General features: G+C 67.1%; 10 protein-coding genes and 6 pseudogenes. 12 read left to right on the forward strand and 4 right to left on the reverse strand.

Annotation, left to right across the window (positions count from 1 at the left end; translation table 11 throughout):
* Positions 1–25: 25 nt before the first annotated feature.
* From rpoN to ptsN, 3 genes and pseudogenes are all read left to right on the forward strand, one after another.
* A pseudogene (rpoN, locus tag V8F63_RS02385) lies at positions 26–1551 on the forward strand (RNA polymerase factor sigma-54).
* Between the two features lie 76 nt (positions 1552–1627).
* Positions 1628–2275, forward strand: coding sequence for a ribosome hibernation-promoting factor, HPF/YfiA family (gene raiA / locus V8F63_RS02390; protein WP_025977763.1), 648 nt, complete (start codon positions 1628–1630; stop codon positions 2273–2275).
* Positions 2276–2354: 79 nt separating this feature from the next.
* Positions 2355–2819 carry a PTS IIA-like nitrogen regulatory protein PtsN gene (gene ptsN / locus V8F63_RS02395; RefSeq protein WP_025977764.1) on the forward strand — a complete coding sequence of 155 codons (465 nt, stop codon included), beginning with the start codon at positions 2355–2357 and terminating at the stop codon, positions 2817–2819.
* A 53-nt stretch (positions 2820–2872) separates the two neighbouring features.
* Here the strand turns inward: ptsN and V8F63_RS02400 are convergent.
* Positions 2873–3126 (reverse strand): annotated as a pseudogene (locus V8F63_RS02400) (DUF1150 family protein).
* Positions 3127–3185: 59 nt separating this feature from the next.
* Positions 3186–3606: pseudogene (locus tag V8F63_RS02405) on the reverse strand (Hsp20 family protein).
* 221 nt (positions 3607–3827) lie between these two features.
* Between V8F63_RS02405 and V8F63_RS02410 the strand changes: the two are divergent.
* Both V8F63_RS02410 and V8F63_RS02415 read left to right on the forward strand, forming a co-directional pair.
* Positions 3828–4502 carry an OmpA family protein gene (locus V8F63_RS02410; protein ID WP_025977766.1) on the forward strand — a complete coding sequence of 225 codons (675 nt, stop codon included), beginning with the start codon at positions 3828–3830 and terminating at the stop codon, positions 4500–4502.
* A 139-nt stretch (positions 4503–4641) separates the two neighbouring features.
* Positions 4642–4764: a hypothetical protein gene (locus V8F63_RS02415; RefSeq protein ID WP_268750894.1), complete on the forward strand. Its 123-nt coding sequence runs from the start codon at positions 4642–4644 to the stop codon at positions 4762–4764.
* Positions 4765–4774: 10 nt separating this feature from the next.
* Here the strand turns inward: V8F63_RS02415 and V8F63_RS02420 are convergent.
* Together V8F63_RS02420 and V8F63_RS02425 are read right to left on the reverse strand one after the other, a co-directional pair.
* Positions 4775–6089: pseudogene (locus V8F63_RS02420) on the reverse strand (UDP-glucose/GDP-mannose dehydrogenase family protein).
* Positions 6090–6262: 173 nt separating this feature from the next.
* On the reverse strand, positions 6263–7426 hold the full coding sequence (locus tag V8F63_RS02425; protein ID WP_278069797.1) for an OmpA family protein: 1164 nt from the start codon (positions 7424–7426) through the stop codon (positions 6263–6265).
* A gap of 244 nt (positions 7427–7670) precedes the next feature.
* Between V8F63_RS02425 and V8F63_RS02430 the strand changes: the two genes are divergently transcribed.
* From V8F63_RS02430 to V8F63_RS02460, 7 genes and pseudogenes are all read left to right on the forward strand, one after another.
* Complete coding sequence (locus V8F63_RS02430) at positions 7671–8993, forward strand: glycosyltransferase family 1 protein (RefSeq protein ID WP_392354389.1); 1323 nt, start codon at positions 7671–7673, stop codon at positions 8991–8993.
* 30 nt (positions 8994–9023) lie between these two features.
* On the forward strand, positions 9024–9917 hold the full coding sequence (cysD, locus tag V8F63_RS02435; RefSeq protein ID WP_392355017.1) for a sulfate adenylyltransferase subunit CysD: 894 nt from the start codon (positions 9024–9026) through the stop codon (positions 9915–9917).
* A gap of 52 nt (positions 9918–9969) precedes the next feature.
* Positions 9970–11079 (forward strand): annotated as a pseudogene (locus V8F63_RS02440) (GTP-binding protein); the annotation flags it as partial.
* A gap of 54 nt (positions 11080–11133) precedes the next feature.
* Positions 11134–11744 (forward strand): annotated as a pseudogene (gene cysC, locus V8F63_RS02445) (adenylyl-sulfate kinase).
* Positions 11745–11996: 252 nt separating this feature from the next.
* Entirely contained in the window at positions 11997–12800 is an 804-nt protein-coding gene (locus V8F63_RS02450) for an ABC transporter permease (protein WP_235599180.1), read from the forward strand.
* 32 nt (positions 12801–12832) lie between these two features.
* Positions 12833–13999, forward strand: coding sequence for a chain-length determining protein (locus V8F63_RS02455; RefSeq protein ID WP_025978702.1), 1167 nt, complete (start codon positions 12833–12835; stop codon positions 13997–13999).
* Positions 13999–14676: an ABC transporter ATP-binding protein gene (locus tag V8F63_RS02460; RefSeq protein WP_025978701.1), complete on the forward strand. Its 678-nt coding sequence runs from the start codon at positions 13999–14001 to the stop codon at positions 14674–14676. The genes V8F63_RS02455 and V8F63_RS02460 overlap by 1 nt, the downstream gene beginning before the upstream one ends.
* Positions 14677–14707 lie beyond the last annotated feature (31 nt).

Below are 14707 nucleotides of genomic sequence, written 5' to 3' on the forward strand. Positions count from 1 at the left end.
GGTGCGCAGGCGGGGTTGAAGCGACGTGATCGGTCAGAGGCTGGAGGTCAGGCAGGGGCAGGGGCTGGTCATCACGCCCCAGCTGCAGCAGGCGATCAAGCTGCTGCAACTGTCGAACCTGGAGCTGGAGGCCTTCGTCGAGGCCGAGCTGGAACGCAATCCCCTGCTGCAACGCGACGAGGCTGACGCCGGAGGCGACAGCGCGCCAGACTCCGCCAACGACGCCGTCACCGACGCCGCCTCGGACCACGGCGGCGAGGCGGAACTGAGTTTCGTCGAGGGGTCCGACGCCCACGCCCAGAACATGGACGCCGCCTCGGACGATCTGTACGGCGACGCCGCGCCTGGCGAACGGGTCAGCGACCGTCAGGAGGACGGCGCCGCCCAGCCCGGCCTGAACGACTGGTCCCGCACGGGGGCCGGCGGCATGGCTGACGGCGAAGAGCGCGAGCGCCCCGATCATCGCGACCTGACCCTGTGGGAGCACCTGCAGGCCCAGGCCTCGGCGGCGGGCCTGTCGGCGGCCGACCACGGCATCGCCCTGACCCTGATCGACGCCACGGACGAAGGCGGTTATCTGCGCGCCGATCTGGCCGAGATCGCCGAGCGGCTGGGCGTGGACGTCGCCCGCGTGGAAGCGGTTCTGAGCGTCTGCCACGGCTTCGAGCCGACGGGGGTGATGGCCCGTTCGATCGCCGAATGTTTGACGCTGCAACTGGTCGAGCGCAACCGCTTCGATCCGGCGATGGCGGCCTTGCTGGAGAACCTGGAGCTGCTGGCGCGGCGCGACCTGACCGCCCTGCGCAAGGCGTGCGGCGTCGACGGCGAAGATCTGGCCGAGATGATCGCCGAGCTGAAGGGCCTGACGCCGCGTCCCGGCGCGGGCTTCGGCAGGGAACCGGCCCAGACGGTCGTGCCCGACGTTCATGTGCGCCCCGACCCGGCCGGCGGCTGGCGGGTCGAGCTGAACGCCGACACCCTGCCCCGGCTGCTGATGGACAAGCGCTATCATGCGGTGATCGCGGCGGGCGCCCGGTCCGACACGGAGAAGACCTTCGTCGCCGACTGCGCCGCCCAGGCCAGCTGGCTGGTCAAGTCGCTGGACCAGCGCGCCAAGACCATCCTCAAGGTCTCGTCGGAGATCGTGCGCCAGCAGGACGCCTTCCTGGCCTTCGGCGTCGAGTTCCTGCGTCCGCTGACGCTGAAGACGGTGGCGGAAGCCATCGAGATGCACGAATCCACCGTCAGCCGCGTCACCTCGAACAAATACGTCTCCACCCCGCGCGGCGTGTTCGAGCTGAAGTTCTTCTTCACCGCCGCCATCCAGTCCAGCGACGGCGGCGCCGCACATTCGGCCGAAGCGGTCCGCCGCCGGATAAAGACCATGATCGACGCCGAGGACGCGGACGGCGAGGTGCTGAGCGACGATCGGATCGTCGAAATCCTCAACGAGGCGGGCATCGACATCGCCCGGCGCACGGTCGCCAAGTACCGGGAAGCCTTGAAAATCCGTCGTCCGTCCAGCGCCGTCGCCTGCTCAAGACCGCCTGATCACGCCCCCGCCAAGCTTCACCACAAATCGGTGATCGACGTTGACACCAAACGCCGTCCGTCGCGTTGTAGGGCTATGCAGATACAAGTCAGCGGCAAACAAGTGGATGTCGGCGAAGCGCTAGGCTCGCGCATCTCCCAGGAACTCGAAGAGGGCATCGGCAAATATTTCGCCCGCGGCGCCCAGGACGCCGAGGTCGTGGTCTCCAAGGACCGCCATGGTTTCCGCGTTGACTGCTGGGTGCGTCTGGCTTCGGGCCAATCGCTGGTGACGACCGGTTTCGGCGGCGACGCCCAGGCCGCCTTCTCCGACAGTCTGGACAAGCTGGAGAAACGGGTCCGCCGCTATAAGCGCCGCCTGAAGGATCACCACATCGGTCCCAAGGGCCTGTCGCCCGAGAAGACCGAGGACGCGGCGCGCGAAGTCGCCGCCCTGACCATCTTCCGCGATCCCGATTCGGTCGAGGATGAAGAGTTCGGCGACGCGGGCCGCCCGGACGAGCCGCCTCCGGTGGGCATGGTGATCGCCGAGACCCAGTCCGAGATCCGCACCCTGACCGTGGGACGCGCCGTGGCCGAACTGGACATGACCGGCTATCCGCTGGTGATGTTCCGCAACGCCGCCCACGGCGGCCTGGCCGTGGTCTATCGCCGCCCTGACGGCAATGTGGGCTGGATCGACCCGGAGCGTACGGTGAACGGCGCGGTCAAACGCGTCGGCTGAAAGACTTCCTATGGAAGGGCGAAGGCGCTATTAGGCCCTCGCCCTTCCGCACATGTCGGGTACCGTTTTCGGGGTAGTCATGGACATTGCTGATTTGCTGTCGCCGGACGGGATCGTCCTGCGAGGCGGCGCCTCATCCAAACGTCAGGCGCTGCACGCCGTCGCCGAGGCCTTCGCCAGCGCGACGGGAATGGACGCCGAGCGCGCCTTCGAGGCTCTGCTGGAACGCGAAGCCCTCGGCTCGACCGGCCTGGGCTCCGGCGTCGCCGTGCCGCACGCCCGCATCAAGGGGCTGGAGCAGGTGTGCGCCGTCTTCGTCCGTCTGGATACGCCGGTCGCCTATGAATCGCTGGACGATCGTCCGGTCGATCTGCTGTTCGCCCTGTTCGCGCCGACGGACGCCGGGGCCGAGCACCTGCGCGCCCTGGCGGCGGTGTCGCGCGCCCTGCGCTCGCCGGAGCTGCGCGAGCAACTGCGCCAAGCGCGCACCGTGGACGCCATTCGCGCCCTGTTCGTCAAGGACGTGTCCAAGACGGCCGCCTGACCGGCCAAAAGGCGCGGCGCCCGGCGGCCCGCGCCTTTATTCTTCCAGCAAAATCAATGGACCGAGACCGGCTCCAGCTCGTGCGCGACGGCGGCGGCGAAGGCGGTTTCGCGATCCAGCATGACGGCCAGACGCTCGCCGTCGGCGCCGTGCACCGCGTACAGGATCTGGTCCGGGTCGATCTCGATGTCCGCCGCCGGCTCGACGTGGGCGTCGGCCACCACGTCCGAGGCGCGGATGGCGCGGACGTAGACGAGATCGGGGCGCCGAAACCGGCGAAGTCCTTCTTGGTCATGATGGGCGTCATAAGACCGCCTCCTTACGCTTGACTGAACGCCCGGAAAGCCGAGCGGTTCGACGGCTTTTTCAGCCCGTCGTGGTGATGGGGATGCGCCGCACCAGCTTTTCCTGCTCCGGGCGGATCAGGTCGACGTGCAACAGGCCGTGCTCCAGCTGCGCGCCGGAAATCTCCAGCCCGTCGGCCAGGACGAAGCTGCGCACGAAGCCGCGCGCGGCGATCCCGCGATGCAGAAAGGCCTGCGGGTCGCGGCCGGCGTCCTCGCGCTTGCCGGTGATGGTCAGCTGGCGCCTCGACGGTGACGGACAGATCGTCCGGCGTGAAACCGGCCACCGCCAGGGTGATGCGGACGGCCGCCTCGCCGATCTGTTCGACGTTATAGGGCGGATAGCTCTCGCCCGCCGCCTTGGCGGCGCGGTCGATCAGGGCTCGGGTTTGGTCGAAGCCCAGCAGGAAGGGGCTGTCGAACAGCAAGGCGCGGGTGGTCATGGGGTCCTCATGGAAAAGCGACCTCGGCCGTCCGGCGCCTCCCGCGATCGGCAAAGCGCCCGGCCGCTGTTACAGATGGGGGCCGGGGCCGCGCGGTCAACGCTCGCCGCAGTCGCAACCGCTGTGAAAACCGCGCCGGTTCCGTTCATGACGGGTACAGATTGGAACCTTCACCATATGGCGGCGTTCCTGCGACCGGATCACTATCGAAAGGATCACCTATGCGCGCCAAGCTTGCCGTCACAGGCCTGAGCATCGCCGCCCTGCTGGGCGCCGCCGCCTGCACCACCACTGACCCCTACAGCTCTGCGCCGCGTCGCAACAACACCGGCACGGGCGCCATCGCCGGGGCCGTCGGCGGCGCCCTGCTGGGCTATCTGACCAACACCTCCAGCGGCGAACAGGGCCGCAAGAACGCGCTGATCGGCGCGGGCGTCGGCGCCCTGGCCGGGGCCGGCGTCGGCCAATACATGGACCGCCAGCAGCGCGCCCTGGAAGCCGAGCTGTCGGGCACCGGCGTCGGCGTGGCGCGCCAGGGCGACAACCTGGTCCTGCGCATGCCGTCGGACGTGACCTTCGCGTCCAGCCAGTCGTCGCTGGACGCCCGCTTCCTGCCGGTGCTAGACGACGTGGCCCGCGTGCTGAACGAGTACGACCGGTCGATGGTCGACGTCATCGGCCACACCGACTCCTCGGGCGGCGACGCGATCAACCAGCCCCTGTCGGAGCGCCGGGCGTCGTCCGTCGCCTCCTATCTGATCGACCGCGGCGTGATGCGCGAGCGCCTCTACGTCGCCGGCATGAGCGCCCGCAATCCGATCGCCTCCAACGATACGGTCCAGGGCAAGGCGCAGAACCGCCGGGTCGAAATCCTGATCCGTCCGTTCACCGGCTGATCCCGACGCCGGGTTGAGGATGCAGGGCGGCCCTTGACCGGGCCGCCCTTTTTCTTTGACGCCGCCCTGCCCCAAGCCGGTTCGCCTATTGCGGTTCCCTGTCCGCGCGGCTTTGGTGTCCGCGATCAGGGAGCTTCGCATGGATGACGACGCGGCGGGTCGGGCGCTGGGCAGGGCGTTGAGGCTTGGCGCCACAGCGGCGTTCGCCGCCGTGGTCACAGCCGCCGTCGTCATCGCGGCGGGACGGGCCCTGTTCTTCTAGAAGCCGTTGATCAGGCGGCGTGGTCGGGTCGGCCGATCGACGTATAGCGGAAGCCCCGCGCCTTCATGTCGTCCGGGCGATAGACGTTGCGCAGATCGACCATGACCGGCTGCTTCAACAGCAGCTTGACCCGGTCCAGATCCAGCGCGCGGAACTGGTTCCATTCGGTCAGGATCACCACCACGTCGGCGCCCTCGACCGCGTCATAGGGGCCGCTCTTGAAGACGACGCCGTCCAGAAGCTTGGCGGCCTCCTCCATGCCCTCGGGGTCGAACGCCTGAACCGTCGCACCGCGCGCGATCAGGGCCGGCGCGACATCCAGGGACGGCGCATCGCGCATGTCGTCGGTGTTCGGCTTGAAGGTCAGGCCCAGCAGCGCCACCGTCCGACCCTTCAGATCGCCGCCCAGCGCCTCGGCGACGCGGTCGGCCATCGCCTTCTTGCGGGCGTCGTTGATGGCCACCGTCGTCTCGATGAGGCGAACCGGCGAGCCGGCGTCGGTCGCCGTGCGCACCAGGGCCAGGGTGTCCTTGGGAAAGCACGAACCGCCGTAGCCCGGCCCGGCGTGCAGGAATTTCGAGCCGATGCGATTGTCCAGACCGATGCCGCGGGCCACCTGCTGCACATCAGCGCCGACCGCCTCGCACAGGTCGGCGACTTCATTGATGAAGGTGATCTTCATCGCCAGGAAGGCGTTGGCGGCGTATTTGATCAACTCGGACGTGCGACGGCCGGTGAACATGATCGGCGTCTCGTTCAGGTTCAGCGGGCGATAGAGTTCGGCCATGACGGCGCGGGCGCGCTCGTTGTCCGTGCCGACGACGACGCGGTCGGGGCGCTTGAAGTCGCCGATCGCGGCGCCTTCGCGCAGGAATTCGGGATTGGAGACGACGGCGAAGTCGGCGTCGGGACGGCGTTCGCGGATGATGCGCTCGATCTCGTCGCCGGTGCCGACCGGGACGGTCGACTTGGTCACCACGACGGTGAAGCCCTGCATGAGATCGGCGATCTCTTCGGCCGCCGCATAGACGTAGGACAGGTCCGCGTGGCCGTCGCCGCGCCGCGAGGGTGCCGACGGCGATGAAGACGGCGTCGGCGCTGCGGATGGCCTCGGCGCCGTGCGTGGCGAAGGACAGGCGCCCGTCCTTGACGTTGGTCGCCACCAGATCGTCCAGGCCCGGCTCATAGATGGGCATGATGTTCTGGTGCAGGCGGTCGATCTTGGAGGCGTCCTTGTCGACGCAGGTCACCGTGTGGCCGAAATCGGCGAAACAGGCCCCAGACACCAGGCCGACATAGCCCGTTCCGATCATGGCGACGCGCATCAAAGCACTCCTCTAGAAGTCGTCCTCAGCAGATAGCCGTCGATGAAGACAGGCGCCAGCAAGGGCGGCTTTGGCGCAAGAAAAGGACGATCGGCCCCTGCGGGCTGACCGTCCTTGATCTTATCGACGCTTCTATGGTCGCGGGGGCCGGGATGAACCGGCCCCCTTGAGCCTTAGAAGTTGATGTCGACGGTGGCGCGGCGGTTCAGCGGCTCGCGCACGCCGTCGCCGGTGGCCTTGGCCGGGGCGGTTTCGCCCTTGCCGTCCAGCGAGATCACGCCGCCGTTGACGCCTTGAGCGACCAGGGCGTCAGCCACGGTGCGCGCACGGCGGTTGGACAGGCCCATGTTGTAGGCCGCGTTGCCCGAGGTGTCGGTGTGGCCGACCACCAGCACGCGCGTCGGAGCGCCCGACTTGGCGTAGTTGGCGGCTTGCGTCACCACCGAGCGGGCTTCCGCCGTCAGGTCCGAACGGTCGAAGTCGAAGTAGACCACGAACTGACGGGCAGCCGGCTTGGCCGGAGGCGGCGGAGGCGGCGGCGGCGGCGGGGGCGGGGGAGGCGGCGGGGGCGGCGGCGGCGGGGGCGGCGGCGGCGGGGCGACCGGCTCGGCGCCGAACGCATAGCGCAGGCCCAGCGTCACGGTGTGCGACTGGTCATAGTCGCCCGCCAGGGTGCCGAACGGAATGGCGCCCGTGCCCGAGGTGCGGGTGTCGAACTCCATGTCGCCCGTCAGGTAACGGTACGTCAGGTCGACGTTGGCGCGGTCCGAGACGGCCCAGGCCAGACCGGCGATCGCCTGGGCGGCGAACTTGGTCGAGCTGTCGTCAGCGCCGAAGGTCACGCCCGGCGTCTGACGCAGGCGGCCGACGGTGTCGGTGTTGACGCGGTTGACGCCCACGCCCAGGCCGACGAACGGACGCAGGGTCCAGTCCGGCGTGCCGAAGTCATAGATGACGTTGGCCATCAGGGTGGTCGACGTGATGTCGCCTTCCGGCGAGTGGCACGGACCGGTGGCCGGCGTCAGGTTGCACAGGCCCTGCGGACCCGAGACGGCGCGCACGGTGCCGATGTCGCCCGAGCGGTAGCCGCCTTCGAGTTCAGCGCGCCAGTTCGGGTTGAAACGGTAGCCCAGGCGAGCAAAAGCCGCCCAGCCGTCGTTGACTTCCCAGTTCCAGTTGTGGCCGGTCGCCGAGGCTTCCGTATTGATGTCGTCGATGATGTGGTAGCCGGCGTCGATCGCGCCGTACCAGCCATCGGGCTCAGCCGATGCAGCGCCGGCCGACAGGGCCAGGGCGGCCGCCGCGCTCGACGCCAGGATCAAACTCTTGACACGCATATTATGCGGCCCTCCGAGATCTGTTGTCAGTATGGCGACGAGAAAAAGTCACCTGCCGCTTCCCTAGCAGCGTTGCCATGAGGGGTCGAGCGGCAAAGGCGCCAAAACCACAGCTTAGGCTCAAAACGTGGCCTGCGGGCTACAGGGATGAAGCACAGGTTAACAAAGACGTCCGTTGCGCCCCTTGACCTGAGGATCAGGGTGTCGTCCACATCCCGCTGCTTCATCGGATCAGCTCATCTCAATGTCTTCTATCTGCATCGACGGCTTCAACCTGGCGCTCGCGAAGGGTTCGGGGATCGCCACCTATGGGCGCAATCTGCTGATCAATGTGCGCGAGATCGGCCTGGGGACGCAGGTGCTTTACGGTCCAGCAGCGGCTCGCAAGGCCAGCAACGTCGTCAACGAGACGGCCTTGACCGACGCCGAGCGCCCGCCCGAAAAGCTGAACCGAAAGAAGAAGATCCAGCGCTTCCGCGACACCTACACGTCGCGCTTCGGGCGCGAGGCGCACGCCATCATGCCTTCGGGCGAGGTCATCTGGCCCAGCCGAGGCGGCGGCCGGCCGGCGGCGGACAGCTTTTGGGCCGCCCAGAACCTGTTCCACACGGCGAACCGCAGCTTCGCAGCCTATGGCAAGGAGACGCCGGTCAGTTTCGAAGCCTCGGCTGACGCTCCGCGGCCCGACGCCATGCACTGGACGGCGACCCTGCCGCTCTACGCCAAGGGCGTCCCGAACCTCTATACGATCCACGACCTCATCCCGCTGCGCCTGCCGCACACCACGATGGACGACAAGGCGGTCTATATGCGCCTGTGTCAGGCGGTGGCGAAGCGCGCCGACCACATCGCCGTGGTGTCCGAAACGACCCGCCAGGACGTCATCCGCCTGCTGGGCGTGTCCGAAGACCGGGTTACCAACACCTATCAGGCCGTCGACCTGCCTAAGAGCCTGACCTCGCGTTCTCAGGCCGAGGTGGAGCTGGAGCTGGAAGGCGTCTTCAACCTGGGCTGGAAGGACTATTTCCTGCACTTCGGCGCCATCGAGCCGAAGAAGAACCTGGGCCGCATCGTCGAGGCCTATCTGGCGTCCGGCAGCAAGACGCCGCTGGTCATCATCGGCGGCCGCGCCTGGCTGGACGAGGGCGAGACCGCCCTGCTGAACCAGGTCAAGCGCGACGGCGGCCCCAGCGCCGAGCGCATCCGCCAGTATGAATACATGCCCTTCTCCATGCTGATCAGCCTGATCCGCGGGGCCAAGGCCACCCTGTTCCCGTCCCTGTATGAAGGGTTCGGCCTGCCGGTGCTGGAATCGATGGCCCTGTCGACGGCGGTGCTGACCTCGACGGGAGGCTCCCTGCCCGAGGTCGCCGGGGATGCGGCGGTGATCGTCGATCCCTATGATGTCCAGGCGATGACGCGGGGCATCCAGGCGCTCGACGCCGACGAAGGCCTTCGTCTCGACCTGCAGGCGCGCGGCCTGATCCAGGCCGGCAAGTTCACGCCCGCCGCCTATCAGGCGCGCTTGCGCGACCTGTACGGCAAGGTCGGGCTGACGCTGGCCTGACGCCGTGGCGCCCACTTTTCCGCCGAGCGACTGACGCATCTCCAGAGGCTGGAGAGCGAGAGCATCCACATCCTGCGCGAGGTGGCGGCCGAGTGCGCGCGCCCGGTGCTGCTGTATTCGATCGGCAAGGATTCGGCGGCCCTGCTGCACCTGGCGCGCAAGGCCTTCCATCCCGCGCCGCCGCCCTTCCCCCTGCTGCACGTCGATACGACGTGGAAGTTCCGCGCCATGTACGCCCTGCGCGACCGCATGGCCGCCGAAAGCGGCATGGAGTTGATCGTCTACAAGAACCCCGAAGCCGTCGAGCGCGGCGTCAATCCGTTCGACCACGGCTCGGCCGTGCACACGGACCTGTGGAAGACGCAAGGATTGAAGCAGGCGTTGGACCTGCACGGCTTCGACGCCGCCATCGGCGGGGCACGCCGCGACGAGGAGGCCAGCCGAGCCAAGGAGCGCGTCTTCTCCTTCCGGGGCCCCGGCCACCGCTGGGATCCGCGCCGTCAGCGGCCCGAGTTGTGGAGCCTGTATAATCCGCGCGTTTCGCCAGGCGAGACCATGCGGGTCTTTCCCCTGTCCAACTGGACCGAGCTGGACGTGTGGGACTACATCGCCGCCGAGAACATCCCCGTCGTGGACCTGTATTTCGCCGCGCCGCGCCCGGTGGTGGAGCGCCAGGGCGCCCTGATCGTCGTCGACGACGAGCGGATGCGGCTGAACCCCGGCGAGACGGCCGAGGTCCGCACCGTGCGCTTTCGCACCCTGGGCTGCTACCCGCTGTCCGGCGCCATCGAAAGCGAGGCGACGACGCTGGACGCCGTCATCGCCGAGATGCGCGCCTCGCGCAGCTCAGAGCGTCAGGGGCGGCTGATCGACCGCGACCAGGCCGGGTCGATGGAGCGCAAGAAGCAGGAGGGCTATTTCTGATGTCGGCGCCCTCCCCCAGCGCGACCTGCTGCGCTTCATCACCTGCGGCTCGGTGGACGACGGAAAGTCGACGTTGATCGGCCGCCTGCTGCATGACGTCGGCGCCGTCCCCGACGACCAGATCGCCGCCCTGACCGATGCGGACGGCGCGCTGGACTTCTCCCGGCTGGTCGACGGCCTGCTGGCCGAGCGCGAGCAGGGCATCACCATCGACGTGGCCTATCGCTACTTCTCGACCGAGCGGCGCAGCTTCATCGTCGCCGACACCCCCGGCCATGAGCAGTACACGCGCAACATGGCCACCGGCGCCTCGACCTCCGATGCGGCGATCATCCTGGCCGACGCCCGCAAAGGGGTGCTGACCCAGACGCGCCGCCACGCGCACATCCTGGCCCTGATGGGGGTGCGCCGCGTGGTTCTGGCCGTCACCAAGATGGACCTGATCGACTGGAGCCAGGCGGTGTTCGAGCCCATCGCCGCCGAGTTCGCCGCCTATGCCGCCCAGATCGGCTTGGAGGTCACGGCCATTCCGGCGTCCGGCGCGACCGGCGCCAACGTGGCGCGACGCGGCGAGGAGGCCGGCTGGTATTCCGGCCCGACCTTGCTGGAGACGCTGGAGGCGCTGCCCCCGCTGTTCGAAGGTCAGGACCTGCCGTTCCGCATGGCCGTGCAGGGCGTGATCCGGCCGCATCTGGACTTTCGCGGCTATACGGGCCGGATCGCCGCAGGCCGCGTCAGGCCGGGCGACGCCGTGCGCGCCCTGCCGTCGGGGGTGACGACCACGGTCGCGCGCGTCCTGGCCCCGACCGAGGACGCCGAACAGGCCGGTGCCGGTCGGTCGGTCGTGCTGACCCTGACCGACGAGATCGACCTGTCGCGCGGCGACGTCCTGTGCGCCGCCGCCGCCCCGCTGGAGACCGCCGACCAGTTCGAGGCCGCCGTGATCTGGATGGCCGAGGCGCCGCTGCTGCCCGGCCGCCAATACGATCTGAAGCTGGGCGCCCGCACCGTCGCCGCCTCGATCACCGACATCCGGCACAAGGTCAACGTCAACACCCTGGAGCCCCTGGCCGCACGGACGTTGGAGCTGAACGACATCGGCGTCTGCCACCTGTCGCTGGGCGCCGACATCGCCTTCGCCCCCTATGACGAAGACCGCGAGATGGGCGGCTTCATCCTGATCGACCGGATGAGCCAGGCCACGGTCGGCGCCGGGATGATCCGCTTCGCCCTGCGCCGCGCCCACAACATCCATCGCCAGCCGATCAAGGTCGACCGCGCCCGCCGCGCCGCCCTGAAGGGCCAGCAACCGGCCGTGCTGTGGTTCACCGGCCTGTCCGGCGCGGGCAAGTCCACTATCGCCAACCTGGTCGAGGAGCAGCTGGCCGCCGAGGGCGCCACACCTATCTGATCGACGGCGACAACCTGCGCCACGGCCTCAGCCGCGACCTGGGCTTCACCGAGGCCGACCGGGTCGAGAACATCCGCCGCGCCGCCGAAGCCGCCCGGATGATGGCCGACGCCGGCCTGATCGTCCTGGTGTCGCTGATCTCGCCCTTCCGCGCCGAACGGGCGATGGCGCGCGAGATGATGGGGGACGTGCCCTTCCTGGAAATCTTCGTCGACGCCCCGCTCGCCACGGTCGAAGCCCGCGACGTCAAAGGTCTCTACGCCAAGGCCCGGCGCGGCGAACTGACCAACTTCACCGGCATCGACAGCCCCTATGAGGCGCCGGACAACGCCGAAATCCATGTCGACGCCGACAAAACCACAGCCCAGGAGGCCGCCGCGATGATCTGTGGCGTCATCACCAGGTCGACTGTCTGATCATCCCGGCCGGCCATGCGCCATAGCGCTCGACTGTGGCTTCGGAGCCACGGAAGCCAGGCTTGGCGCCCAGATCAAAAACTACGCATGTCGACGCCAGGGCGGCTTTATCCATTCAGAGTGCGCTTGACCCTTTAAAACCTCTCGCGATTCCAGCGGCCAAGGCGAATGAAACATTGCGCCCCATCATAGGTCGGCTATGGTCTGGCCAACGTCGAGACGGCCATTCCGGCATCGGCGCCGTCCAGCTCCTTGCAGCGCCGCTGCGTCAACCCTCATTCCATGTTCGCAAAAGCAGCTCGCCACCTGAAAATCGTCGGCGCTCTCATGATGCGCGAGATGGCCACGCGGTTTGGGCGCGAGGGTCTGGGCTTTGCCTGGATCGTCGGCGAACCTCTGCTGTTCTGCTTCGGCGTGATGATCTTGTGGAGCGCCACCAAGCCTGAGTACGAACATGGCGTTCGACTGATCCCGTTCGTCATGACGGGCTATATGTCGTTGATCCTGATCAGGCACTTGATCGGCGCCCTGTCGTCAGCGCTCCAAGCCAACCTCGGGCTTCTGTATCATCGTAAAATAAGCCCGATTCACATCTTCGCCTCGCGCGCCATGATCGAGATCGGGGGCACGACGGCGGCGTTCGTCATCGTCTATGTGATTTTGCTGGCGATCGGACAGGTGTCATTGCCGCACGATTACCTCACCCTTTACGCCGGCTGGGTCCTGCTATGCTGGGTCGGCGTGGGTTTCGCGCTAGTGCTTGCTGGCCTGGCGATGCGCTATGATGTTTTCGAACGCCTGATCGGCTTGATCAGCTACGTGCTGATACCACTGTCCGGCGCGTTCACCATGGTGGCCTGGCTACCGCCCGATTTTCAGAAAGTCCTGCTTCTGATCCCGTTCGTTCACGGCGTCGAAATGGTGCGAGCCGGCGTGTTTAACGAATTCACGCCGACCTATTTCGACGTCGGCTACGCGCTGCTATGTGGCGCGGTGTTCAATCTGCTAGGCTTGGCGATGATTGCGGGTGCGCGCGATCGTATTGCAGTCGAGTAAAGAGCCAACGTTTTCCAAGGCGAACCCTTCCTATGGCTGAGCAAAAGATCAGTTACGTCGGCCCTCTGAACGCCATCGAGGGGCCTTCAAACAAGCGGCAGGACCTCTGGAAGCGCATTCCAGTGGGCTTCCTGATCGTGGTCGCGTTGCCCACGCTGATCGCTATGATCTATTATCTGCTGATCGCCTCGCCGCGTTATGTGTCGGAAGCGCGGTTCGTCGTGCGTTCAGCCAACTCGGGACAGCCGTCTGCGGTGGGCCTGGCCCTGCAAGGGGTGGGCTTCTCAACCGGGATGAACGACGCATTCGCCGTGCACGAGTACATCTCGTCCCGAGACGGCCTGAAAGAACTGCAGCAGACCTTCGATCTGAACAAGGTTTTCGCCCGGCCCGGGTCCGACTTCATCGCGCGCTACCCGCGCCCCTGGGAAAGCCGCAGTGAAGAGAGCCTGTACAAGGCGTTCCTGCGCTTCATGACGGTCGGGTACGATTCCGGCACGGGCATCAGCACCCTGCGCGTCGAAGCCTTCGACCCGAAAGACGCCCAGAACCTCAACAAGGCGATGCTGGCCAGCGGGGAGACCTTGATAAACCGGCTGAATGAGCGGGCGTCGAACAACGCCGTGCGGGACGCCAAAGCGGCGTTACAACGCGCCCAGGGCGAGGTCGCCGCTTCGCAACAAGCTCTAACGGCCCTGCGCAACAGCGCCCAGTTCATCGACCCCCGCCTCGCGGCCGCCGAGAGTTCGGGCGTCATCAACGGCTTGCTGGTGACGATCGCCCAACTGCGCGCCGAACGCGCTCAGGTCGCGGCCGAGGCGCCGGCCAGCCCGCAACTGCCGATCCTCGACAACCGCATAGCCGCCTATGAACGCCAGGTCGCGGAGGCGCGCGCCAAGATGGCGGGCGACGCCAGCTCGTTGTCTAACAAGATCGGCCCCTTCGAAGAACTGACCCTGCGGCGCGAGATCGCCGATAAGCAGCTGACCCAGGCGACCGCCGCCTTGCTGGCCGCCGAACAGGAAGCCGGTCGCCAGAAGCTCTACCTTGAACGCATCGTCGAGCCGAGCCTCCCCGACAAGGCGTCGGAACCGCGCCGTTGGCGCTCCATCCTGACCATTCTGGCCTCCACCCTGCTGGCATACGGCGTAGGCTGGCTGGTTTGGGCCGGCGTCCGAGAGCATAGGCAGCAGGACTGATGACGTCGGACGCCGACACGGATCCAGGCCTTCGCGTCCGTAACCTCGGGAAGACCTACCACGGGGCCCACAAGCCTCTGTTCACCGACCTGAACTTCGACCTGGGACGCTCAGGGCGACTGGCCATCCTCGGGCGGAACGGCCAGGGCAAATCGACGCTGATCAAGATGCTGGGCGGCGTGATGCCGCCCAGCGAAGGCTCCATCTCATGGCGCATGACATCGTCGTGGCCGATCGGCTTCGGCGGCGGATTTCAAGGCAGCCTGTCCGGACTGGACAATGTGCGGTTTCTGGCTCGCCTCTATGGCCGAGAGTATAAGGAAACCCTTGAGCGCGTTGACGATTTTGCGGAGTTGGGCAAGGCGCTGCGCGACCCGGTCAAGCAATATTCGTCGGGCATGAGAGCACGCCTGGCCTTCGGCCTGTCCCTTGCGATCGAATTCGATTGCTATCTGATCGACGAATTGGTGGCGGTCGGCGACGCCCGCTTCCAGCGCAAATGCCAAGAGGGCCTGTTTGAAGAGCGCGCGCACCGCGCCTTCCTCATGGCGTCCCATGACGTCCAGATGATCGCGAACTATTGCGACCGCGCCCTCATCATCGAAAGCGGGCGCGCCAAAATCTTCCACGACATTCAAGAAGCGGTCGAGGTCTATACCTGGCTGCGGGCCGCATGAGCGCCGAATTGAACGCACACCACTGGGTTGT

It is taken from the genome of Brevundimonas sp. LF-1, from assembly GCF_037055305.1.
In the GTDB taxonomy this organism is placed as follows: domain Bacteria; phylum Pseudomonadota; class Alphaproteobacteria; order Caulobacterales; family Caulobacteraceae; genus Brevundimonas; species Brevundimonas sanguinis.

Bases quoted from the DNA above. Each gene is read 5' to 3' on its own strand.
- raiA (WP_025977763.1), top strand. From the start codon at position 1,628: ATGCAGATACAAGTCAGCGGCAAACAAGTGGATGTCGGCGAAGCGCTA.
- ptsN (WP_025977764.1), top strand. From the start codon at position 2,355: ATGGACATTGCTGATTTGCTGTCGCCGGACGGGATCGTCCTGCGAGGC.
- V8F63_RS02410 (WP_025977766.1), top strand. From the start codon at position 3,828: ATGCGCGCCAAGCTTGCCGTCACAGGCCTGAGCATCGCCGCCCTGCTG.
- V8F63_RS02415 (WP_268750894.1), top strand. From the start codon at position 4,642: ATGGATGACGACGCGGCGGGTCGGGCGCTGGGCAGGGCGTTGAGGCTT.
- V8F63_RS02425 (WP_278069797.1), bottom strand. From the start codon at position 7,426: ATGCGTGTCAAGAGTTTGATCCTGGCGTCGAGCGCGGCGGCCGCCCTG.
- V8F63_RS02430 (WP_392354389.1), top strand. From the start codon at position 7,671: ATGTCTTCTATCTGCATCGACGGCTTCAACCTGGCGCTCGCGAAGGGT.
- V8F63_RS02455 (WP_025978702.1), top strand. From the start codon at position 12,833: ATGGCTGAGCAAAAGATCAGTTACGTCGGCCCTCTGAACGCCATCGAG.
- V8F63_RS02460 (WP_025978701.1), top strand. From the start codon at position 13,999: ATGACGTCGGACGCCGACACGGATCCAGGCCTTCGCGTCCGTAACCTC.